This window comes from Streptomyces sp. TLI_146 (assembly GCF_002846415.1).
GTDB lineage: Bacteria > Actinomycetota > Actinomycetes > Streptomycetales > Streptomycetaceae > Streptomyces.
Genome location: NZ_PJMX01000001.1, coordinates 7,467,241 through 7,489,976 on the forward strand (window position 1 = coordinate 7,467,241; position 22,736 = coordinate 7,489,976).

A 22,736-nucleotide genomic window follows, 5' to 3' on the forward strand; every position below is an offset into this window, starting at 1 on the left:
CAAAGGCCGGGCCGGACCTACGGCACCACCGTCACCGGCCACCGCCCCGCCTTGACCAACCGCACCGCCACCGACCCCACGATCCGGTGCCCCGCAGACTCCGACGCACCCACCACCACCGCGTCCGCCTTCAGCGAATCCGCGGCCGCCACCAGCCCCCCGTACGCGTCCCCGCGCAACGTGTGGAACTCCCAGCGCACGGTCCAGATGTCCCGCACCCGTTCCGCCGCCGCGCGGATCTCCTCGGCGAGGCCCTCCGCGATCTCCCCGGTGGTGTCGGGGACCGGCGCCCCCATCGCGGCGCCCGCGGGCACCAGTGGCTGGACGTAGACCACCGCGAGCAGCGCGTTCTGGCGCCGGGCCAGCCCGCTCGCGTACGCCGCCGCGCGCAACGAGGAGTCGGAGCCGTCCACCCCGACGACGATGACCTTGGGACCGTCCGTACCGCGTTCGAAGGCTGCTGTCACACCATCGAGGCTAGTCCCACGCGGGGGCGCGCCCGACAGGCGGCCCGGCGTGCCGCTCCCTAGAGTGCAAGGCATGCGTGTCAGCGAGGAGACGCCCATACCGGCACGGGCCCGGACGCCCGCGCGGTCCCGGTTCCTGAGCCGGGTGCCGGAGGCCTTCGCGATGTTCTTCGCCGGGCTCGGGCTGTACTGCGGCGCCATCGCGCTGGTGCCCGTGCTGCGCCGATGGCTGCGGCCCCTCTCCTGGTTCCTCGACCGGGTCACCGTCCCCGTCAGCGCCAACCTCGCCTACGCCGTCTTCCTGCTGCTGCTCGCCGCCGCGATCGGCGCCCGCAAGAAGGTCGCCTGGTGGCTGGTGGTCGGCTACCTCGGGCTGCTCTTCCTCGCCGACGTGCTGCTCGTCGCCGTCGCCGAGTGGATGTGGGCCGCCAACGGCATCGTGTGCGGGGCCGCGCTCCTCGTGCTGATCCTGGCGCGCGGCGAGTTCTACGCCGAGACCCGGCGCGGCGCGGTCCGGCGCGCGCTGCTCGTCCTGGTGCTCGGACTCGCCGCGGGCGTCGTGGCCGGCTGGGCCCTGGTGGAGATCTTCCCCGGCACGCTCCCGCGCGGCCAGCGGCTGCTGTGGGCCAGCAACCGGGTGCTCGGCGGCCTCGCCTCCAGCGGCCAGTTCGACGGCCGCCCGCCCCGCCCGCTCTACTTCTTCCTCGGTCTGTTCGGCGCGATCGCCCTGCTCAGCGCGGCCACCACGCTCTTCCGCTCGCAGCGCATGGAGGCCGCGCTGCACGGCGACGAGGAGCCGCGCATCCGGGCCCTGCTGCGCGCCTACGGCCGGGACGACTCGCTCGGCTACTTCGCCACCCGCCGCGACAAGGCGGTGGTGTTCTCGCCGAGCGGCAAGGCGGCCGTCACCTACCGGGTGGAGGCCGGGGTCGCCCTGGCCAGCGGCGACCCCGTCGGCGACCCGGAGGCGTGGGGGCCCGCCATCGCCGCCTGGCTGGACGTGGCCAGGAAGTACGCCTGGGCGCCCGCCGTGATGGGCGCGTCCGAGGAGGGCGCCACCGTCTACGCCCGGTACGGTCTGGGCGCCATGCAACTGGGAGACGAGGCGATCCTGCACGTCGCCCGGTTCGACCTGGACGGCCGCGAGATGCGGGTGACCCGGCAGGCCGTCCGCCGCGTCGCCAGGACCGGCGCCACCACCCGGATCCGCCGCCACTCGGCGCTCACCGACGAGGAGATGGGCCAGATCGTCGACCGGGCCGACGCCTGGCGGGACACCGAGACCGAACGCGGCTTCTCCATGGCGCTCGACCGCCTGGGCGACCCGGCCGACGGCGACTGCCTGCTGGTGGAGGCGTTCGACGCGGACGGCAAGCTGATCGCGCTGCTCTCGTTCGTGCCCTGGGGCCCGGACGGCATCTCGCTCGATCTGATGCGGCGCGACCGCAGCGCACCCAACGGCGTCATGGAGTTCATGGTGGCCGAGCTCTGCGCGTACGCACCGAAGCTGGGCGTACGGCGGATCTCGCTCAACTTCGCGGTGTTCCGCTCCGCCTTCGAGGAGGGCGCCCGGATCGGCGCGGGCCCGGTGCTGCGGCTGTGGCGTCGGCTGCTGCTGTTCTTCTCCAAGTGGTGGCAGCTGGAGGCGCTGTACCGGTCGAACGTGAAGTACCAGCCGCAGTGGTTCCCGCGCTTTCTCTGCTACGGGGACGCGGGCTCGCTCGCCCGCGTCGGGCTCGCCTCCGGCATCGCCGAGGGCTTCGTCTCCGTACCCAGTCTGCGCAAGCTGTGGGGCAAGGGGCACCCCAGGGGCGTCACCAGTCCTGGCAGCACCGAGGGCCTGCCGTCCATCGAGGCGCTCGGCCTGTCCGAACAGGGCGCCGCGGGGGCGGGGGAGCGGCGGCTGCCCGATCAGGTGCGGGTGCGCCACCGCAAGCTGGAGCGGCTGCGGGCCGAGGGCGCCGAACCGTATCCGGTGGTCATTCCGACGCGCACCCACACCCTGGCGGACCTGCGCGCGGCCGGTGCGGGCACGGCCGCCACGGTGGCCGGGCGCGTGATGGCCGTACGCGACTTCGGCGGGGTCGTCTTCGCCGTACTGCGCGACTGGTCGGGCGACCTCCAGCTGGCGCTCACCCGGGACGGCACGGGCGCGCGGGTGCTCGACCACTTCACCCGTGACGTCGACCTCGGCGACCACATCACCGCCACGGGCACCACCGGCACCACGGTCAAGGGCGAGTACTCGCTCTTCGTCACCGGCTGGCAGATGACCGGCAAGTGCCTGCGCCCGCTGCCCGACAAGCGGCTCGGCCTGGCCGACCCCGAGGCCCGGGTGCGCCGCCGCTACCTCGACCTGGTGGCCCGCCCCGAGGCCCGCGACGTCGTACGGGCCCGCTCCACCGCCGTCCAGGCGCTGCGGCAGGGCCTGCTCGACCGCGGCTATCTGGAGGTCGAGACACCGATGCTCCAGCAGATCCACGGCGGCGCCAACGCCCGCCCCTTCACCACCCACATCAACGCCTACGACCTGGACCTGTATCTGCGGATCGCCCCCGAGCTGTATCTCAAGCGGCTGTGCGTCGGCGGGGTCGAGAAGGTCTTCGAGATGGGCCGCACCTTCCGCAACGAGGGCGTCTCGTACAAGCACAACCCCGAGTTCACGATGCTGGAGGCCTACCAGGCCTTCGCCGACTACGACGTGATGCTCGATCTGACCCGCGAGCTCATCCAGGGCGCCGCGACCGCCGCGTTCGGCGCGCCGGTGGCGCGCAAGGCCGGTCCCGACGGGCGGCTGGTGGAGCACGACATCTCCGGACCCTGGCCGGTCAAGACGCTGTACGGGGCGCTCTCCGAGGCGCTGGGCGAGGAGGTCGACGCCGACACCGAGGAGCGGGAGCTGCGCCGGCTGTGCGACCGGGCCGGGGTCCCGCATACACCTGAGAACTCCCGGGGCGACGTGGTGTTGGAGATGTACGAACGGATGGTCGAGGAGAGGACCCAGCTGCCCACGTTCTACAAGGACTTCCCGACCGACGTCTCGCCGCTCACCCGCCAGCACCGGAGCGATCCCCGGCTGGCCGAGCGCTGGGACCTGGTGGCGTTCGGCACGGAACTGGGCACCGCCTACTCGGAGTTGACCGACCCGGTGGAGCAGCGGCGGCGGCTCACCGCGCAGTCGCTGCTCGCGGCAGGCGGCGACCCGGAGGCGATGGAGCTCGACGAGGAGTTCCTGGACGCGCTCGAATACGCCATGCCGCCCACCGGCGGACTCGGCATCGGAGTGGACCGGCTCGTCATGTTCCTCACCGGCCTGACGATCCGTGAGACACTGCCGTTCCCGCTGGTACGCCGCCACTGAGCCACGGCCGTCAACGGTTCGCCCGGGTGCGTCCCAACGGGTGTTTTCGGCCGCGCGGGCGGTGCGCTTCAGCCGCCGGGACCGCGTGTCGTGCGAGCCATGGGTCATGAAAAAGGATGAGATGCTCCCCGGGCGGCGCATGTTCCTGCGCGTCGGCGCCTGTCTGGGAGCCGCCGCCGCCCTGCGGATGCTGACCGCCGAGGACACCGGCGCTCCGGAGCGGAAGGCCGCGCAGGCCGCCGCCGGCCCGCAGGCCGCGGCGCCCCGGCTGAAGTCCACCGCGTACCGACTGGAGCCGATGACCGCCGAGGCCCCGCCGCAGTACCGCACCGCGCTGCCGCCCGTGCGGCGCCGGCCGTTCCTGAGCATGCCCGAGCTCGGCCCCGACACCATGGTGCTGACCTTCGACGACGGCCCCGACCCGCGCTACACGCCGGAGATCCTGCGGACCCTGCGCGAGCACGACGTGCGCGCGATGTTCTTCGTCTGCGGCGAGATGGCCACCGACAACCGCGACCTGCTGCGCGAGATGCGCGACGACGGGCATGTGATCGGCAACCACTCCTGGACGCACCCGCTGCTCATCAAGATGTCGCGGGAGGCGGTACGCGACGAGATGACCCGGACCAGCGAGGTCGTCGAGGAGGTGCTCGGCGAGCGGCCGCAGTGGTTCCGCGCCCCCTACGGCGCCTGGAACCGCAACTCGTTCCAGATCGGCGCCGAACTCGGCATGGAGCCGATGGGCTGGACCCTCGACACGCTGGACTGGACGACGCCCGGCACCGACACGATCGTGCGCCGGGTCCAGCAGGGCGCCGCCCCGGGCGTCGTGGTGCTCTCGCACGACGCGGGGGGCGACCGCTCGCAGAGCGTGGCGGCGCTGCGCACCTATCTGCCCCGGCTGCTGGCCGCGGGCTACCGCCTGCGCGTACCGCCCAAGCGGCGCTGAGGGCGGGGAGGTTCAGCGGGTGGCCACCATCCGGGCGAAGACCACCACGTTGCCGTCGTAGCCCTTGGTCCTGGTGAAGCCGCCGCCGCAGGTGATCACCCGCAGCTCCGGGTGCCCGGTGTCGCCGTACACCCGGGCACCCGGGAAGTTGTTCTTGTCGTAGACCTCGACGCCGTAGACCTCGAAGACGGCCACATGCCCGTCGTAGCGGGTCACCTCGACGTGGTTGCCCTTCTTGAGCGAGCCGAGTCCGTAGAAGACGGCGGGGCCCCGCAGGGTGTCGACGTGGCCGACCATCACGGCGGTGCCGCGCTGGCCGGGGGCGATCGCGTTCTGGTACCAGCCCGCCAGATTGGGGTCGTCCGGCGGCGGCGCCTGCACCCAGCCGTCCTGGTCGATGCCGACCTCGATGACCGGGGCGTCGACCTTGATCGCGTCGATCCTGACCCGGGAGGCCGGCGCGTACCCCAGCGGCTCCACCGGGGCGGTGGAGGTGGCCGGGACGAACACCTCCGGCCGGCCCGCCAGCGCGGCGGCCGCCGCGGGCTGCGGGGGGCCCATCGTGACGTCCGCGCCGTTCCGCATCAGCGCCAGACCGGTGAGCATCACCAGGGCGAGCGCCCCCCACGGCGACCGCCTCCGATGCTCCGAGCCGCCCTCTTCCTGCCCCATCTCGCTCCCTCCAAAGCCCTCCGTGCCACCTCTAGGCACGGTAAGGGCGTACTCGCACCCCGGCGATCAGAGAGGTGCGAACGGGTGGTGGCGGAGGCGGCCGCCGATCCGGGCGGCCACGGGGGGTGACCCATCCGTGTCATTGGTCCGACAAAAATTCTGACGGTCTGTGACCTGCGGGTCCGTCAGATCGGCGGTTCGCTCACCGGCGTGTCGGCTCACCAGGGTGGACCAGCGCGACATGCGAGGTGAGAAGCCTGCGGTGAGGGTTCGTCATGGGAGGCGTACTCGTCGAATTTCCCGGAGCACGGCTTTGGGGCGCCCTCCCTCGGAGGTTCAACCATGCGTGCTGCACGCGCTCTCCCGGTGGCCGTGGCCGCCTTCGCGGCGGTGGGGCTCTCAGCCCCGCTCGCCTCCGCCAACTTCGGCCCGAGCAACGTCACCGTCAACCCCAGCGCGGTGCACCCGGGCTCCACGCTGACGATCACGGCCAACGGCTGCGGCCACGGCGGCATCGTGACGTCGAACGCCTTTTCCCCCACGTCCCTCTCGGGCGGTGACACCGGGTTCGCGACCGCCAGGATCCACGACCACATCACCCCCGGGTCGTACAACCTGTCGGTCCGCTGCAACGACAACCCGCGGACGGAGACGCGCAGCTTCACCGTGCTCCCCGGCCGCGGCGCGATGGGCGGCCTCGGGGGCGCCGCGGGGCCGACCCAGACCGAGATGGCCGTCGGCGGGTCCCTGGTGGCGCTCGCCGCCATCGGCGGTGCCGTGTTCGTGGCACGGCGCCGCCGCACGAGCGGCGGGCGGGTCTGACCGGCCGAACCTCCCGGACAGAGCCGAACCGCCCGTCGCCCCGAGTCCTGGCCAGGACTCGGGGCGACGGGCGGTTCGCGGCTCTCTGTGCCGGAGCTTGCCTGCCGGACGGGCTAGTTGTCGCGGCGGCGCAGATAGAACATCAGGCCGCCGCCGGCCGCGGCGACGAGCGCGAGGCCGACCGCGATCTCGCCCTTGTCGATGCCGTCCGCGGTGCCGCCGAGGCCGCCCCGCACACCGCGCGAGGGCGCGGTGGTGGTGCTGATGGTGGGCCTGGTCGTGGGGCGGAGCGTCTGCGGCCCGCCGGTGATCGTGAGATCGGTGGTGCCCCGCTCGCCGGCGCACATGAACGTCACGGTGTAGGTGGCACCGCGCCTGGCGTTGAAGTCGACCTGGGCGGTCGTGGAGCTGTTCGGCGAGATGGTCACCGTGTTGAAGACGCCGGAGGAGGCGGTGGCGGTGGAGGGGCACCCGGTGACGTTCAGCGTGACCGTACCGCCGGGGGCGATGGTGGAGGGGGACACACTGAACGCGAACGACGTGATGTTGCTGCCGTGCGCGCCGCCGCCGTCGGCGGCCAGCGCTGCCGCGGGGGTGGCGAGGGAGAGAGCCGCGGCGCCGAGCAAGGTGGCGGATGCGATGCGTATCGCGCCCATGGACAATCCTCCGGGTCCCCGAGGAGCACTGCGGAACCGTTTTCCACAAAAAGCGGGAAATGCACCTCGTGCCCGACACGCTAGGAGCGGGCGGCCCCGGTCGCGATCGGTGTCCGGCGAATGGGGCATTCGCTTCCCCCACCCGGCGGACCTGTCGGGGTGTCACCGGGGATTTCGGCTGAGCGTGCCGGGCGTCGGGGCGCAGGCGGGGGTCCGAGGACAGGCGCTCAGGTGAACAGGTCGGGGAAGAGGTCGCGGAACGGCGCCGAGGTGGCGGACAGGCCCCGGCCGAACGGTGCGTCGAAGTCCCAGATCAGGAAGAGCAGGAAGGCGATGAGCACGCTGAAGAGCCCGGCCAGCAGCAGTTCGCGCCCGGTGCGGCGGATCTGGAGCGTGAAGATCAGGCCGACGGTCACCACGGCCCCCGTGATCAGCCCGAACCAGACGACCCCGGGCATCGTGGCCCCGGCGCCCGCGCCGCGCGTGTTGCGGGCTTCGTCGACGGCCGCCACCTGGTCGACCAGCGGCTGGTACGCCTGGCCCTCGTGGTCGGTCTTGGGCTCGTAGTCCGTGACGTCCCGGCGCAGCTGGGCGAGCAGGACCGACCCCCGGTCGCCGAGCTCGCCCTTGACCTCCATGTGGTGCCACTCGGAGCGGACGACGTAGGTGACGTACGAGTCGACGTCGGCGCGGATGCGCTCGCGGGCCGGGCCCGGGTAGACCTGGACGCGCTCGCTGATCTCGTGGAGCGCCTGCGCCTCCTGGCGGACGGTCTCCGAGGCCGAGCCCCGGGCCTCCCAGACGCCCGCGATGGCGAGGCCGAGGACGATCGCGTAGATCACTCCCATCATCATCGTCATGTACTCCATGACGTCCGGGGTCTGGGAGGGGTCGTCGTCCTCGCCGATGCGGCGGTGGTTGACGATGACGATGGTCAGCACGACGACGCAGGCCGCGGCCATCGCGATGGCGAGGACGATCCAGTCCTTCAAGGGGGAACCTCCGACGAGGGAGAAGCGGGAACGGCGCGGCGCGGGGCCGACGGCTAGCTGGAGCGGGGGCGGAGCACCGCGACGGCGACCACCGCGGGCACCGTGACGAGCAGGGTGAGCGTCACCGTGGAGAGCCCCGGAGCGTGCTTCTTCCGCGGCGGCCTGCGGTACGCGGGCAGCGCGATGGGCCGCTGCCGGGGCGGCGGAGTGGCGGAAGGGCTCGGCGGCACGGGCGCGGGGGGCGGCGGGGGCGCCGGCTCCGGTGGTACGGGCGCCACCGGCCGGGGCTTCGGTGGCTGCGGCGCGGGCGGAGCGGGCGGCGCGGGAGGGACCGGCTTCGGCGGGGCCGGTGGATGCGCCGGCGGGGGCTTCGGCGGCGCTGGAGGCTCGGGCGGTTCGGGAGGCTTGGGCGGCGGCGGTTTCGGCGTGGGCGGCGGGGGCGACGGCGTGCAGATGCCGCCCCCGGCGACCGCCACCGCCCAGTCGTCCCCGGCGCCGCCGGAGACCGAGGCGTACGCGCAGGCGTCCGCGCGCGCGTACGGCGCCGGGCCGGTCAGCAGCAGGGCGAGGGCGGCGGCCGAGAGCAGCCGCCGCGCCAAGTGGGTTACGGGCACGCCAGGATCATCCGGCCCGGGGGACCGCACGGCCATGAGACCGACGCGGATTCGCCTGATGGGGGGAGGTTGGGTGGGTTTGCGTTTGGAACCGCCGGGGGGCGGTTCGGCGGGTGCGGGAAAATTCTTTCGCAGGCTTTGAACACTCCAGGGGCCGCCACGCGTACCTAGGGCCATGAAAGGCGCACCCAGGCGCCACAAGAAGCAGCGGATCAAAGGGAGTTGACATGGCAACCTGGCGCAACGCCTCGCTCGCGGTGACGGCGGCGGCAGTACTGGCACTCACGGCGACGGCCTGCGGCCAGGACAAGGGAAGTGCCTCGCCGAAGGGCCAGTCCGTCGGCAACGCCGCTCAGGCCGCGGGCAGTGGGAACGCGTACGGATACGGCGACGCGGGCTACGGCTCGGGGTCGGGCACGGCCAACCAGGCGGCGGCCAAGGCGGCCGGGCAGCTGGCGGTGTGGGACAGCAAGGAACTGGGCAAGGTGGTCACCGACAGCGCCGGATTCACGCTCTACCGCTTCGACAAGGACACCGCGAGCCCGCCCAAGTCGAATTGCGACGGCGACTGCGCGAAGCTGTGGCCGGCCGTGCCCGCGGGCAGCGTCACGGCGGCTCCCGGCACCGACGCGAGCCTCATCGGCGAGGTGACCCGGACCGACGGCAGCAAGCAGCTGACGCTCGCGGGCTGGCCGATGTACCGGTACACCAAGGACACCAAGCCCGGCGACGCGACCGGGGAGGGCGTGGGCGGCACGTGGCACGCCTCGGCCCCCGACGGCAAGAAGGCGACGCCGTCCGCCGACAGCGCCGGGGCCGGGGGCGGGGCGGAGACGCCGAGCCTGCCGGGCCTCTCGGTCCGCGAGGACCCCAAGCTCGGCAAGATCATCGTCGATTCCCGCGGGATGACCGTCTACCGGTTCAAGAAGGACTCCGCCTGGCCCATGAAGTCGGCCTGCACCGGCGACTGCCTCAAGAAGTGGCCGGTGGTCGCGCCGGTCGACAAGAAGGACACCGAGGGCATCATCCAGAAGGGCTTCGTCACCTTCAACCGGCCCGACGGGATCAAGCAGCAGTCGGTCAACTGCTGGCCGATCTACACCTACGCCGGTGACAGCAAGCCTGGCGACACCAATGGCCAGGGCGTGGGCGGCACCTGGTGGGCCGTCTCTCCCGAGGGAAAGCTGATCGCCACCGCCAAGTGACCCCCCTCCCAAGGTCGTCGGCCCGTCACCGTGTCCCCCGCGCGGTGGCGGGTTCGACGTGCGTTCCGGCGGGTGTGACCGAACTTGTGTGTGACCAATAACGGATCGGCATTTTCCGTTTTTACTCGCCCTCCTGCCTGACGATCAGTAGCCTCAGCTCGAACACTGACCATGCACATGGCCATCACACCCCCCGCGGCGAGTTGTTGGAGACATAGATGGAGCGTCCGGCCTGGGCCCCTACGGGCATCGACATCTCGGTGCCGAGTGTGTCCCGCATCTACGACTACTACCTGGGCGGCTCGCACAACTTCGAGGTGGACCGGGAAGCCGCGCGCAAGGCCATGGAGTTCATCCCCGGGCTGCCCAAGGTGATGCAGGCGAACCGGGCCTTCATGCGGCGGGCGGTCCGTTTCGCCCTGGATGAGGGAATCACCCAGTTCCTGGACATCGGCTCGGGCATCCCGACGTTCGGCAACGTCCATGAGGTCGCCCAGAGCGCTGCCCCCGAGGCGCGGGTGGTCTACGTCGACCACGACCCGGTCGCCGTCGCGCACAGCAAGGCCGTCCTGGAGGGCAACGACCGGGCGGGCGTGGTCGCCGCCGACCTGCGCAAGCCGCAGGACATCCTCAGCAGCCCGGAGGTCACCCGGCTGCTCGACCTGGACCGGCCGGTCGCCCTCCTGCTGGTCGCCGTCCTCCACTTCGTGGAGGACTCGGACGACCCGCGCGCCGCGGTCGCCGCGTTGCGCGACGCGCTCGCCCCCGGCAGCCTGCTGATCCTCACCCACGCCGCGTACGAGGGCATCCCGCTCAGCGAGGACCGGGCCGGCGGCGCGGTGGGCGTCTACCGCAACATCCGCAACCCGCTGGTCATGCGTACCAGCGAGGAGATCGCCACCTTCTTCGACGGGTTCGAGCTGGTCGCGCCCGGTCTGGTGCAGATGCCGATGTGGCGCCCGGAGAACTCGCCGGAGCAGGAGGACCCCTATGCCTTCTCGGGGTTCGCCGGCGTGGGACGCATAGCGTGAGCACCCCGATCCGCACGGACGGGCAGCTCGTCGATCCGGACGGCCCCGAGTCGCGGCTGAAACGGTTCGCCACGATCTGGAGCCGGGCCATCTTCCCGGTGACGGCCACATCGCTGACCCGCCCCGAGTTCGAGCGCCATCTGCTGCCGCTGGCGCGCCGCCTCATCGAGGCGCTGCACCGCCGCCACTTCGACCCGGCGCCCGCGCACGAGATCGGCGCCGCGCTGGTCGGCGCCCACTGCACCGACCCGGACGCGCTCAGCCGTACGCTCGGCGTGGTCGACTCCTACCTCGTCCTGTACTGCGGTACGGGTGGCGACCTGCGGGCCGAGGAGGCGCGGGCCCGCTGTGCCCGCCTCCAGCACGCGATGGCCGCCGGGTTCGCCCAGGCGCTGCGCGAGCGCACCCTGAGCGAGCAGGAGGCCATCGCCCGCTCCGCGCTGTCCGCGCGCAGCGCCGCCGAGGAGGCCCTGCACACCACCGAGGCCCGGTTCCGCGCGGTCTTCGAGGGCGCCGCCGTCGGCATCGGTATCGCCGACCTCGAAGGCCGCGTCCTGGAGGTCAACGAGACGCTCACCCGGATGTTCGGCGGCGTCGAGGGCCAGCTCCGCAGCCGCAACGTCAGCGAGTGGGTGCACCCCGAGGACGCGCCGCAGGTCTGGAAGCTGTACGAGGAGCTGGTGCGGGGCGAGCGCGACCACTACCGGGTCGAGAAGCCGTACTACCGCGGCGACGGCACCGTCCTGTGGACCAATCTGACGGTCTCGCTGCTGCGCGACGCCGAGGGCCGCCCGCAGTACCAGCTGGCCCTCCTGGAGGACACCACCGAGCGGCGGCTGCTGAATCTGCGGCTGCGCTACGAGGCCACCCACGACGCGCTGACCGGCCTGCCCAACCGCACCCTGTTCTTCGAGCGCCTGGACAAGGCGCTGGCGGCGGGCGAGGGCAAGCGCTTCGGGCTCTGCTATCTCGACCTCGACGGCTTCAAGGCGGTCAACGACAGCCTCGGCCACTCGGCGGGCGACCGGCTCCTGGTGGAGGTCGCCGACCGGCTGCAGAGCTGTGCGACCGGGCCCGGCGAGATGGTGGCGCGGCTCGGCGGCGACGAGTTCGTGGCGCTGACCACCGGCACCGACACCCTGCGCGAGGTCGACGAACTGGCCTCGCGCATCCTCGGCGTGCTCTCCGCGCCGATCCGGCTGGAGGGCCGCGAGCTCACCGTGCGCGGCTCGATCGGCGTGGTCGAGGGCCCGGCGGGCGAGCGCGGCCCGGCGGAGGTGCTGCGCAGCGCCGACATCACGATGTACCGGGCCAAGGCGGCCGGCGGCAACCGCTTCGAGCGGGCCGACCCGGAGGCCGACGCCCGTGCGATCACCCGGCACGGGCTCACCAACGCGCTGCCCGCCGCCCTGGAACGCGGCGAGTTCTTCATCGAGTACCAGCCGCTGGTGCACCTGGGCGACGGCAGTGTGCACGGGGCGGAGGCGCTGGTGCGCTGGTCGCATCCGCAGCACGGCGTCCTGGGCCCGGACCGGTTCATCCCGCTCGCCGAGCACACCGGTCTGATCGTGCCGCTCGGGCGCTGGGTGATGGAGGAGTCCGTACGCCAGGCGAGGTCCTGGCAGGAGCGCCACCCGGGCTCGCGGGCGGGCGGCCCGCTGCGGGTCAACGTGAACCTGTCGCCGACGCAGCTGCACCACCCGGGCCTGGTGGCCGACACGGTGGAGATGCTGGAGCGCTCCGGTCTGGAGCCGGGCGCGCTGTGCCTGGAGGTCACCGAGTCCGCGCTGATCGGCGCCGACGACGATCTGCTCAAGCCGCTGCGCCAGCTCGCGGACATGGGTGTGGACATCGCCCTGGACGACTTCGGCACCGGCTACTCGAACCTGGCGAACCTGCGGCGCCTCCCGGTGAGCGTGCTGAAGCTGGACCGTTCCTTCACCCAGTCCATGCAGCAGCACCCGGCCGACCCCGTCGACATCAAGATCGTCGAGGGGATCGTGTCACTGGCCCACAGTCTGCAACTGGCCGTCACCGTCGAGGGCGTGGAGACCGGGGCCCAGGCCGAGCAGCTGCGCGAGCTGGGCTGCGACACCGCCCAGGGCTGGTACTACGCCCGCCCGGGCGCACCCGACCGCATTCACTCGCTGGCGCTCACCGACGCGGTCTGACCCGTACCGATGCTCAGCAGGACCCGCTGCAACTCCCGTGCGGCGCGCGGCGGGTCCACGTCGCTGCGGTGGGCGAGCGCGATCGTGCGGCGCAGGCCCGGGCGGGCCAGCGGGGTCACCCGCAGATCGCGGCCCGCCCGCGCCGCCACCATGCTCGGCACCACGGCGATGCCGAGCCCGGCCCGTACGAAGCCGAGCACCGCGTCCATCTCGCCGCCCTCGACCGTGAACACCGGCTCGAAGCCCTCGCCGCGACAGGCCGCCACGGTGAGCTCGCGCAGGTCGTAGCCGTGCCGGAACATCACCAGCGGCGCGTCGCGCAGATCGCGGATATGCACCCGGCCGCCGCTGCCCGGGGCGGGTTCGGCGGCGGCCGAGACCACCACCAGGTCCTCGTGGAAGAGCTCGACGCTGGTCAGCGCGGGGGAGCCGGGCGGCAGCGGGAGCACCACCAGGGCCAGGTCGAGGGCGCCGCGCGCCAGCTCCCGTACGAGGTCGTGCGAGCCGCCCTCCTCGATCAGGAGCTGGATCCCCGGATGGCGGTCGTGGAAGGCGCGCAGCACGTCCGGCAGCAGACCGGTGCACAGGCTCGGGGTGGCGCCGAGCCGGACCCGGCCGCGGCGCAGCTGCGCCAGCTCCTGCACCTCGATCCGGGCGGTGTCCGCGTCGGCGAGGATGCGGCGGGCCAGCGGCAGCAGCGCCTCGCCCGCGTCGGTCAGCGCGATATTGCCCCGGGCGCGGCTGAACAGCTCGGCGCCCAGCTCCTTCTCCAGCGCCCTGATCTGCTGGGAGAGCGAGGGCTGCGCGACATGGACCTGCTCGGCGGCGCGGGTGAAGTGGCGGGTCTCCGCGACGGCCACGAAGTACAGGAGCTGCTGGAACTGCATGGGCCCACGATAGGCCATGGCTATCGAATTGAGCGTATTCATGTCTTGGACCTCTCGGGACCTCCGGCCCTAGCGTCTACGACATGGCTCTGGCAACGCGGACGGACCGAAAACCGTCCTTGACGCGCACCGTGTGGGACTCGACCGTCGGCAAGAAGGCGGTCATGGCCGTCAGCGGCCTGATCATGCTGACGTATCTGGCCGTCCACATGTTCGGCAACCTCAAGATCTTCTTCGGGGCGGGCGACTTCAACGGGTACGCGCACTGGCTGCGCACCGTCGGTGAGCCGTTCCTGCACTACGAGTGGGCGCTCTGGATCATCCGGGTGGTGCTCGTCGCCGCCGTCGTCGCGCACGCGGTCTGCGCGTACCAGCTGAGCCGGCGCGACCTCAGGGCGCGCCCCAGCCAGTACGTGCACAAGCGGCCGCGCGCGAGCTACGCCACCCGCACGATGCGCTGGGGCGGGATCATCCTCGGCCTGTTCATCGTCTGGCACGTCCTGGACCTGACCACCGGGACCGTGCACCCAGGCGGCTTCCAGTCCGGGCACCCGTACCAGAACGTGATCGACACCTTCTCCACCTGGTACGGCAACACGATCTACATCGTGGCGATGCTCGCCCTCGGCCTCCATGTCCAGCACGGCTTCTGGAGCGCCGCCCAGACCCTCGGCGCCGGCAGCGCGGCCCGCGACCGGATCCTCAAGACCCTCGCCAACGTGCTCGCGCTGGTGCTGACCCTCGGATTCATCTCCGTCCCCGTCGCCGTCATGACCGGAGTGGTGAGCTGAATGACCTCATCCATCGACTACACGCGCTACACGCTGGGCGAGCCGATCGCCGACACCAAGGCGCCCTCGGGCCCCGTCGCCGAGCGCTGGGACACCCGTCGCTTCGAGGCGAAGCTGGTCAACCCGGCCAACCGCCGCAAGCACACCGTGATCGTCGTCGGCACCGGACTCGCGGGCGGCTCGGCCGGGGCGACCCTGGCCGAACAGGGCTACCACGTCGTCCAGTTCTGCTTCCAGGACTCGCCGCGCCGCGCCCACTCCATCGCCGCGCAGGGCGGTATCAACGCCGCCAAGAACTACCGCAACGACGGCGACTCCATCCACCGCCTCTTCTACGACACCGTCAAGGGCGGCGACTTCCGGGCGCGCGAGTCCAACGTCCACCGCCTGGCGCAGATCTCGGTGGAGATCATCGACCAGTGTGTGGCCCAGGGCGTGCCCTTCGCCCGCGAGTACGGCGGACTCCTCGACACCCGCTCCTTCGGCGGCGTCCAGGTCTCCCGTACGTTCTACGCACGCGGCCAGACCGGACAGCAGCTGCTGCTCGGCGCCTACCAGGCACTCTCGCGGCAGATCGCCGCCGGGAACGTCGAGTTGCACGCCCGCACCGAGATGCTCGACCTGATCGTGGTGGACGGGAAGGCGCGCGGGATCGTCGCCCGGGACCTGGTCACCGGCCGGATCGACACCTACTTCGCGGACGCGGTGGTGCTCGCCAGCGGCGGCTACGGCAACGTCTTCTACCTCTCCACCAACGCCATGAACTCCAACGCCACCGCCGTGTGGCGGGCCCACCGGCGCGGCGCCTACTTCGCCAACCCGTGCTTCACCCAGATCCACCCCACCTGCATCCCGCGCACCGGCGAGCACCAGTCCAAGCTGACCCTGATGAGCGAGTCGCTGCGCAACGACGGCCGGATCTGGGTGCCGAAGGCCAAGGGCGACACCCGGCCCGCCGCCGAGATCCCCGAGGACGAGCGCGACTACTACCTGGAGCGCATCTACCCCTCCTTCGGCAACCTCGTCCCGCGCGACATCGCCTCGCGCGCCGCCAAGAACGTCTGCGACGAAGGGCGCGGGGTGGGGCCCGGCGGCCAGGGCGTCTACCTCGACTTCGCGGACGCCATCGCGCGGATGGGGCGCGACAAGGTCGAGGAGAAGTACGGCAACCTCTTCGAGATGTACGAGCGGATCACCGCCGAGAACCCGTACGAGGTGCCGATGCGGATCTATCCCGCCGTGCACTACACGATGGGCGGACTGTGGGTCGACTACGACCTCCAGACCACCGTGCCGGGGCTGTTCGCGATCGGGGAGGCCAACTTCTCCGACCACGGCGCCAACCGGCTCGGCGCCTCGGCCCTGATGCAGGGCCTGGCCGACGGGTACTTCGTACTCCCCTCCACGATCAACGACTATCTGGCGCGCAACCCGCACCAGGATCCGGTCACCGCCGAGCACCCTGCGGTCGCCGAGGCCGTCGCCGAGACCGAGGACCGGCTCAACCTGCTGCTCGCGGTGGACGGCGACCGCACCCCCGACTCCTTCCACCGCGAGCTCGGCGAGCTGATGTGGGAGTACTGCGGGATGGCCCGCACCGAGGAGGGGCTGCGCAAGGCGCTGGAGCGGATCCCGCAGATCCGCGACGAGTTCTGGCGCCGCATCAAGGTCCCGGGCACCGGAGAGGAGTTCAACCAGTCCCTGGAGAAGGCCAACCGCATCGTCGACTACCTGGAGCTCGCCGAGCTCATGTGCCTCGACGCGCTGCACCGCGCCGAGTCCTGCGGCGGCCACTTCCGCGAGGAGTCCCAGACCCCGGACGGCGAGGCGGCCCGGCGCGACGAGGAGTTCTCGTACGCCGCCGCCTGGGAGTTCAGGGAAACCGGCACCGCCCCCGTCCTGCACAAGGAAGACCTCGTCTTCGAGTACGTCCACCCCACCCAGCGGAGTTACGCATGAAGCTCACCCTGCGCGTCTGGCGGCAGCGGAACGCCGACGCCGAAGGAGCGATGTCCACGTACGAAGTGGACGGCATCTCGGCCGACATGTCCTTCCTGGAGATGCTCGACACGCTCAACGAGGAGCTCATCCTGGGCGGCGAGGACCCGGTCGCCTTCGACCACGACTGCCGCGAGGGCATCTGCGGCGCGTGCAGCCTGGTCATCAACGGCGACGCGCACGGCCCCGAGCGCACGACCACCTGCCAACTGCACATGAGGGCGTTCGAGGACGGCGACACCATCGATGTCGAGCCGTGGCGGGCCGCCGCGTTCCCGGTGGTCAAGGACCTGGTGGTGGACCGCTCGGCGTTCGACCGGATCATCCAGGCGGGCGGCTACATCAGCGCCCCGACGGGAGCCGCGCCCGAGGCGCACGCCACGCCGGTGCCCAAGCCGGACGCCGACTTCGCCTTCGAGCACGCCGAGTGCATCGGCTGCGGCGCGTGCGTGGCGGCCTGTCCCAACGGCTCGGCCATGCTGTTCACCTCGGCCAAGGTCAACCACCTCAATGTCCTGCCGCAGGGCGCGCCCGAGCGCGAGACCCGGGTGCTCGACATGGTCGGCCAGATGGACGCGGAGGGCTTCGGCGGCTGCACCCTCACCGGCGAGTGCGCCACCGCCTGCCCCAAGGGCATTCCGCTGCCCTCGATCGCGGCGATGAACAAGGAGTGGCTGCGGGCCACCAGGAAGGCGAAGAAGGTCGGCCGCTGAGCGGTCGGCCGGTGGACGTGCCCCGGGCCGCGGGTCCGGGGCACGCCCCTTTCGGCGTACGGCTCAACTCGTGACGGTGATCTGCTGGGCCGGGTCGGTGGTGTCGCTGACGTCGTACGTCGCGCTGAAGGTGGCCGTCTGGTTGCCCGTCGGGCAGAGGAACCCGCCCGTGCCGGTGGCGGCCACGGGCGCGTTGGCGATGGCCAGCCTGGACGGGGAGCCGTTGGTCCAGGTGCCCGGGACGCTGGTGGGGCCGCCGGGCGACGCGGTGAGCGTGCAGCTGGCCAGGCCGCTGGTCTTGATGACGACGCCGCCCTTCGGCATGGTGAGCCCGGCCGAGATGGGCGAGCCGTACTGGGCGGAGATGCTCCACTGGCCGTTTGTCGCGTTGCTGGTGACGGTCACGCCGACGCCGAAGATGCTGGTGGTGCAGCCGCTGAAGGTCGGCGGGTTGATGGCGGCGGAGACGGGACCCGCGGCGTTGTGGTTGCCGGGGGCGGCCGGGATCTGGTTGGTGCCCGTGCCGTTGGGGAGCGACGCGGAGACCGTACAGGTCATGGTGGTGGAACCGGCGGTGAAGGTGGCCTTGCCGTTGAGTTTGGCGCCGAAGGAGTGGCCGGCCGGGTTCACCGTGGTGGAACCGGGGGCGACGGCGCTCGCGGCGGTGGTGGCGCCGAGGGCGAGAGCGGCCGCGGTGGCCACGAGGGCGGCGGGCACGCGGAATCTGCGGGTTGCCATGGGGGGCTCCTCGGTCGGACGACTTCGATGGGGTGGGGGTTGCGAGGAGGAACTCAGGTGAATCCGAACCCTGGTGAACTTGAGAGTAAGTCCGCTTTTTCGGACCGAACAGCGGCTGTTCCGCCATGAATTGACGAGCCGTCAGCTTGTCGCCCGGTGCAGTTCTGCTACTGATCGGCGCTCGAATGCCGACTGGCCGAGCGGACTCGTGGCAGGCCGGTGCGGTACCGCGCCCTATGGGGGCGCGGGGAACTGCGCGACCAGCCACGGACGCCCCGCAGTCGAATCACGGCGCTTCCAGCGGAGCGCTCAGCGCCTTCGCCAGATACGGGGCCGTGCGCCCGGCCCCCGCCGACGCGACCTCGCGCGGCGGGCCCGCCGCCACGATCCTGCCGCCCTCGTCACCGCCGCCGGGCCCGAGGTCGACCACCCAGTCGGCGCCCGCCACCACGCTCATGTCGTGCTCGACGACCACCACCGAGTGGCCCGCGTCGACCAGGCCGTGCAACTGGCGCAGCAGCACCTCGACATCGGCCGGATGCAGCCCGGTCGTGGGCTCGTCCAGGAGGTAGAGGGTGTGGTCGCGGCGTACGCGCTGGAGTTCCGCCGCCAGCTTGATGCGCTGGGCCTCGCCTCCGGAGAGCTCGGTGGCGGGCTGGCCGAGGCGCAGATAGCCGAGGCCCACGTCGAGCAGCGCGGTCAGGCTCCGGGCGGCGGCCGGGGTGTCGGCGAAGAAGTCCGCCGCCGCCTCCACGGTCAGGTCGAGCACCTCGGCGACGGTGAGCCCCCGGTGGGTGACCTCCAGCGTCTCGGGGTTGTACCGGGCGCCGTGGCAGTCCGGGCAGGGCGCGTACGTACTGGGCAGGAACAGCAGCTCCACCGAGACGAACCCCTCGCCCTGGCAGGTCTCGCAGCGCCCGCCGGGCACGTTGAAGGAGAACCGGCCCGCCTTGTAGCCGCGCGCCCTCGCCTCCTCGGTGGCGGTGAAGAGCTTGCGTACGACGTCGAAGAGGCCGGTGTAGGTGGCGAGGTTGGAGCGGGGGGTGCGGCCGATCGGCTTCTGATCGACCGTCACCAGGCGCCCCACACCCGGTAGTTCCTCGGTGACCTCGCCCACCAGGGTCGACTTCCCGGAGCCCGAGACGCCGGTCACCGCCGTGAAGACGCCCAGCGGCAGCCGGGCCGTCAGGCCCCGCAGATTGTGCCGGGTCACCGGGCCGACCTCCAGCCACCCGGACGGCTCGCGCACCTCGCGTACGGGCGCGGGCGCCGTGTCGAAGAGGAAGCGGCGGGTCTGCGAGGCGGCCACCTCGGCCAGCTCGTGCGGCGGTCCGCTGTGCAGCACCCGCCCGCCGTGCACTCCGGCGTGCGGACCCACGTCCACCAGCCAGTCCGCGTGCCGCACCACATCGAGGTGGTGCTCGACCACGAACACCGAGTTCCCGGCCGCCTTCAGCCGGTCGAGGACCGTGAGCAGGGCCTCCGTGTCGGCCGGGTGCAGCCCCGCCGACGGCTCGTCCAGGACGTACACCACGCCGAAGAGCCCGGACCGCAGCTGGGTGGCGAGCCGGAGCCGTTGCAGCTCACCGGCGGAGAGGGTGGGCGCGGTCCGGTCCAGGCTGAGGTAGCCCAGGCCGAGCTCGGTGACGGGGTCGATCCGGCTCAGCAGGTCGGCCGTCAGGACCTCGGCCGTGGGCCCGCCGTCGGCCGAACGCAGCACCTGGGCGAGGGAGGTGAGCGGGAGAGCGGCCAGCTCCGCGATGGTGCGGCCCGCGAAGGTGACCGCCAGAGCCTCCGGCCGCAGCCGGCTGCCGCCGCAGACCGGGCAGTCGGCGGCGGTGAGGAACCGCTCGGCCTTCGTCCGCAGGGTGGGGCTCTTGCTCTCGGCGAACGTCTTCATCACATAGCGGCGGGCGCTCATGTACGTGCCCTGGTACGGGCGTTGGATGCGGTTCGCCTCGCGCACCGGGTGCACCGTGACCACCGGCTGCTCGTCGGTGAACAGGATCCACTTCCGGTCCGCCGGGTCGAGCTCGCGCCAGGGCCGGTCCACGTCGTACCCGAGCGTGTCCAGGACATCGCGCAGGTTCTTGCCCTGCCAGGCGCCCGGCCAGGCCGCGATGGCGCCCTCCCGGATCGACAGGGACGGGTCGGGGACGAGGAGCCCCTCGCTGGTGCGGTGGACGCGGCCCAGGCCGTGGCACTCGGGGCAGGCCCCGGCGGCCGTGTTGGGCGAGAAGGCGTCCGAGTCCAGGCGCGCGGCGCCCGCCGGATAGCTGCCCGCGCGGGAGAACAGCATCCGCAGCGAGTTGGAGAGCGTGGTGACCGTGCCGACCGAGGAGCGCGAGGTCGGCGACGAGCGCCGCTGTTCGAGCGAGACGGCGGGCGGCAGCCCCGAGATCTCCGCGACCTTCGGCGCGCCCACCTGGTGGATCAGCCGCCGGGCGTACGGTGCCACCGACTCGAAGTAGCGCCGCTGGGCCTCCGCGTAGATCGTCCCGAAGGCGAGCGAGGACTTGCCCGACCCGGAGACCCCGGTGAAGACCGCCAGCGCGTCCCGGGGGATGTCCACGTCGACCCCGCGCAGATTGTGCTCGCGGGCGCCCCGCACCCGTACATACGGGTCGTGGGCGCGGTCTTCGGGGGCTCCGGCGGGGCTTTGCATACCGGAATTCTAGGCGGGGCCGCCGAAGAGGCCCGCGAGCCGCCGGTAGGAGTCCAGCATCGCGCCCCGGTCGTACGTACTGGTCGTGACCAGGTACTCGTCGGCCGCGCTGCGCGAGAGCAGCTTCTCCAGGGCGTCCTCGACCTCGTCCTCGGTGCCGTGGATCTGGCCGCGCAGGGCCTCCTCGAAGAGCGCTCGCTCGCGGCCGGTCATCGCCAGGGCCTGGATCTCCTCGGCGGGGGAGAGCGGCGGGAACTCGCCACGGGTGCGCGAGTACGCCGTCGACCAGGCCTCGGGCAGCAGGATGCGGCGGGCCTCCTCGGTGGTGTCCGCCACCGCGACCGTGCCGGAGACCACCACGTACGGGCGGTCGTTCCACGCGGACGGGCGGAACGCGTCGCGGTAGTCGTCGATGGCGCGCAGCATCGTCTCCTCGCCGCGCACATTGGCGATGACCAGGGCGAGACCCGCCTCGGCGGCGAGCCGGGCGCCCTGCCCGGTGGCGAGGACGAAGGCGGGCACCCGCAGGCCCTCGGCGGGGCGGGCGTGCACCTGGGGGTGGGCCGTCTGCGTACCGTCGAAGTAGCCGAGGAGCTCGGTCAGCTGCCCCGCGAAGTCGTCGGCGTCCCGCTTGTCGCGGCCGAGCGCCGCGCGGATGCCGTCGGTGAACCCGACCGAGCGGCCCAGGCCCATGTCGATACGGCCGGGGAAGAGGGATTCCAGCACCCCGAACTGCTCGGCCACCACCAGCGGTTGGTGGTTGGGCAGCATCACCCCGCCCGTGCCGACCCGGATCGTGGAGGTGGCGGCGGCGACGGCCGCGGCGAGCACGGTCGGCGCGGAGCCCGCGACGCCCGGCACGCTGTGGTGCTCCGAGACCCAGAAGCGGTGGTAGCCGAGCCGCTCGGCCTCCTGGGCGAAGGCCACGGTGTCCCGCAGCGCCCGCGGGCCGTCGTGTCCCGCGCGGATGCGGGAGCGGTCCAGGACGGAGAAGCGCGTCGACGCGATCACTGAGCTCACACAACCTTCAACGTCTGTGCCGCGCCAGGATTCCCTAGGGTGGGCGCATGACCGAGAACAGCAGGCCACTGGCCGTATTCGATCTGGACGGCACGCTCGCGGACAGCGGCCACCGCCAGCACTTCCTGGAGGGCGCGAAACGGGACTGGACGGCGTTCTTCGCCGCGGCCCCGGCCGACCCGCCGCTGGCGGAGGGCATCGCGCTGTGCCTGGCGGCCGCCGAGGAGTGCGAGGTCGTCTACCTCACCGGCCGCCCGGAGCGCTGCCGCCGGGACACCCGGACGTGGCTGGCCGCGCAGGGCCTGCCCGACGGGACGCTCCATATGCGGCCCAACGCCGACCGCAGGCCCGCCCGGACCACCAAGCTGGAGCTGCTGCGCCGGCTCGGCGCGGGGCGCGAGGTGCGGATGCTGGTGGACGACGACGAGCTGGTCTGCGACGCCGCCGAACGGGCGGGCTTCCGGGTCGTACGGGCGCGGTGGGCCGCCCCTTCCGAGGCGCTCAAGGACGCGCAGGAGCGGGAGGGGCGGACCTGAGCGGGCGGGGTCCGTCGGACCCCGCCGCCCCGGCCGTCACACCTCCTGGTCGTCGTCCAGCCGGAAGCCGACCTTCAGACCCACCTGGTAGTGCTCGATCCGCCCGTCGGCGATCTGGCCGCGTACTTGGGTTACTTCGAACCAGTCCAGATTGCGCAAGGTCTGCGACGCGCGGGCGACGCCGTTGCGAATGGCCTGGTCGACGCCCTCGGGGGAGGTGCCGACGATCTCGGTGACGCGGTACGTGTGATTGGACATGGAGGTGCACTCCTCTTCGTCGCGTCCCTCCACCGTGCCCCACCTCGCGCCGGTTCGCGAGGCGTCGGCCGGGCGCGGGCGCGGGGACGGGGGCGGCCTCGGTTCCGTAACGGGGCTTGACCGGTCCATTGGTACAGACCAAAATCGGCCGCACCCGAACTAGCCAACAGCGCTTTCCCCCAGAAGAGCC

The 22,736-nt window shown here is 72.2% G+C and carries 20 protein-coding genes; 10 read left to right on the top strand and 10 right to left on the bottom strand.

Translation table 11 applies throughout. The annotated features are described in order from the left end of the window. Positions 1–17 precede the first annotated feature (17 nt). Positions 18–542: a universal stress protein gene (locus tag BX283_RS33225; RefSeq protein ID WP_101392718.1), complete on the bottom strand. Its 525-nt coding sequence runs from the start codon at positions 540–542 to the stop codon at positions 18–20. Here BX283_RS33225 and lysX point away from each other — a divergent pair. Both lysX and BX283_RS33235 read left to right on the top strand, forming a co-directional pair. Further along, positions 541–3,828: a bifunctional lysylphosphatidylglycerol synthetase/lysine--tRNA ligase LysX gene (gene lysX, locus BX283_RS33230; protein ID WP_101391120.1), complete on the top strand. Its 3,288-nt coding sequence runs from the start codon at positions 541–543 to the stop codon at positions 3,826–3,828. The two genes, BX283_RS33225 and lysX, sit on opposite strands and share 2 nt — an antisense overlap. Positions 3,829–3,934: 106 nt before the next feature. Continuing rightward, on the top strand, positions 3,935–4,777 hold the full coding sequence (locus BX283_RS33235; RefSeq protein WP_101391121.1) for a polysaccharide deacetylase family protein: 843 nt from the start codon (positions 3,935–3,937) through the stop codon (positions 4,775–4,777). A gap of 12 nt (positions 4,778–4,789) precedes the next feature. Here the strand turns inward: BX283_RS33235 and BX283_RS33240 are convergent, their stop codons facing one another. Beyond that, the gene (locus BX283_RS33240; RefSeq protein WP_101391122.1) at positions 4,790–5,449 is read right to left on the bottom strand and encodes a class F sortase; all 660 of its coding nucleotides are present in this window, start codon (positions 5,447–5,449) and stop codon (positions 4,790–4,792) included. A 342-nt stretch (positions 5,450–5,791) separates the two neighbouring features. Here BX283_RS33240 and BX283_RS33245 point away from each other — a divergent pair, with 342 nt between their 5' ends. Beyond that, on the top strand, positions 5,792–6,271 hold the full coding sequence (locus BX283_RS33245; protein ID WP_101391123.1) for a hypothetical protein: 480 nt from the start codon (positions 5,792–5,794) through the stop codon (positions 6,269–6,271). Between the two features lie 113 nt (positions 6,272–6,384). On the opposite strand, the gene BX283_RS33250 is transcribed toward BX283_RS33245, so the two are convergent. The 3 genes from BX283_RS33250 to BX283_RS40840 all read right to left on the bottom strand — a co-directional run bounded on the left by BX283_RS33250 (position 6,385) and on the right by BX283_RS40840 (position 8,533). Continuing rightward, a complete protein-coding gene (locus BX283_RS33250) occupies positions 6,385–6,927 on the bottom strand; it encodes a hypothetical protein (RefSeq protein ID WP_101391124.1) in 543 nt (180 codons plus the stop codon). Positions 6,928–7,154: 227 nt separating this feature from the next. Further along, positions 7,155–7,919, bottom strand: coding sequence for a DUF4239 domain-containing protein (locus tag BX283_RS33255; RefSeq protein ID WP_101391125.1), 765 nt, complete (start codon positions 7,917–7,919; stop codon positions 7,155–7,157). A gap of 53 nt (positions 7,920–7,972) precedes the next feature. Next, positions 7,973–8,533 (bottom strand): hypothetical protein, encoded by a 561-nt coding sequence (locus BX283_RS40840; RefSeq protein WP_180356960.1) that lies wholly within the window; start codon positions 8,531–8,533, stop codon positions 7,973–7,975. A 227-nt stretch (positions 8,534–8,760) separates the two neighbouring features. Here BX283_RS40840 and BX283_RS33265 point away from each other — a divergent pair, with 227 nt between their 5' ends. The 3 genes from BX283_RS33265 (at position 8,761) to BX283_RS33275 (ending at position 12,940) form a co-directional block, all read left to right on the top strand. After that, on the top strand, positions 8,761–9,738 hold the full coding sequence (locus BX283_RS33265; RefSeq protein ID WP_101391127.1) for an SCO0930 family lipoprotein: 978 nt from the start codon (positions 8,761–8,763) through the stop codon (positions 9,736–9,738). A gap of 218 nt (positions 9,739–9,956) precedes the next feature. After that, positions 9,957–10,769, top strand: coding sequence for an SAM-dependent methyltransferase (locus BX283_RS33270; RefSeq protein ID WP_101391128.1), 813 nt, complete (start codon positions 9,957–9,959; stop codon positions 10,767–10,769). Next, a complete protein-coding gene (locus tag BX283_RS33275; RefSeq protein ID WP_101391129.1) occupies positions 10,766–12,940 on the top strand; it encodes a bifunctional diguanylate cyclase/phosphodiesterase in 2,175 nt (724 codons plus the stop codon). Before BX283_RS33270 ends, BX283_RS33275 begins: the two co-directional genes overlap by 4 nt. Here BX283_RS33275 and BX283_RS33280 read toward each other — a convergent pair. Next, a complete protein-coding gene (locus tag BX283_RS33280; RefSeq protein WP_101392719.1) occupies positions 12,910–13,827 on the bottom strand; it encodes a LysR family transcriptional regulator in 918 nt (305 codons plus the stop codon). The two genes, BX283_RS33275 and BX283_RS33280, sit on opposite strands and share 31 nt — an antisense overlap. An 83-nt stretch (positions 13,828–13,910) precedes the next feature. On the opposite strand from BX283_RS33280, the gene BX283_RS33285 reads away from it, so the two are divergent. Genes BX283_RS33285 through BX283_RS33295 form a run of 3 tightly spaced genes read left to right on the top strand, consistent with a single transcriptional unit; the run spans position 13,911 to position 17,329 of the window. Beyond that, positions 13,911–14,618, top strand: a complete 708-nt coding sequence (locus tag BX283_RS33285) for a succinate dehydrogenase (protein WP_101391130.1) — start codon at positions 13,911–13,913, stop codon at positions 14,616–14,618. Further along, complete coding sequence (locus BX283_RS33290; RefSeq protein WP_101391131.1) at positions 14,619–16,577, top strand: fumarate reductase/succinate dehydrogenase flavoprotein subunit; 1,959 nt, start codon at positions 14,619–14,621, stop codon at positions 16,575–16,577. Then, complete coding sequence (locus BX283_RS33295; RefSeq protein WP_101391132.1) at positions 16,574–17,329, top strand: succinate dehydrogenase/fumarate reductase iron-sulfur subunit; 756 nt, start codon at positions 16,574–16,576, stop codon at positions 17,327–17,329. Before BX283_RS33290 ends, BX283_RS33295 begins: the two co-directional genes overlap by 4 nt. A gap of 63 nt (positions 17,330–17,392) precedes the next feature. On the opposite strand, the gene BX283_RS33300 is transcribed toward BX283_RS33295, so the two are convergent. From BX283_RS33300 to BX283_RS33310, 3 genes are all read right to left on the bottom strand, one after another. Then, positions 17,393–18,067, bottom strand: coding sequence for a hypothetical protein (locus BX283_RS33300; protein WP_101391133.1), 675 nt, complete (start codon positions 18,065–18,067; stop codon positions 17,393–17,395). Between the two features lie 286 nt (positions 18,068–18,353). Continuing rightward, a complete protein-coding gene (locus BX283_RS33305; protein WP_101391134.1) occupies positions 18,354–20,732 on the bottom strand; it encodes an excinuclease ABC subunit UvrA in 2,379 nt (792 codons plus the stop codon). A gap of 9 nt (positions 20,733–20,741) precedes the next feature. After that, positions 20,742–21,752: an LLM class flavin-dependent oxidoreductase gene (locus tag BX283_RS33310; RefSeq protein ID WP_101391135.1), complete on the bottom strand. Its 1,011-nt coding sequence runs from the start codon at positions 21,750–21,752 to the stop codon at positions 20,742–20,744. 47 nt (positions 21,753–21,799) lie between these two features. Here BX283_RS33310 and BX283_RS33315 point away from each other — a divergent pair, with 47 nt between their 5' ends. Further along, positions 21,800–22,288, top strand: coding sequence for a hypothetical protein (locus BX283_RS33315; RefSeq protein ID WP_101391136.1), 489 nt, complete (start codon positions 21,800–21,802; stop codon positions 22,286–22,288). 36 nt (positions 22,289–22,324) lie between these two features. Here BX283_RS33315 and BX283_RS33320 read toward each other — a convergent pair whose 3' ends face one another. Continuing rightward, positions 22,325–22,546: a dodecin gene (locus BX283_RS33320; RefSeq protein ID WP_101391137.1), complete on the bottom strand. Its 222-nt coding sequence runs from the start codon at positions 22,544–22,546 to the stop codon at positions 22,325–22,327. Between the last annotated feature and the right edge of the window lie 190 nt (positions 22,547–22,736).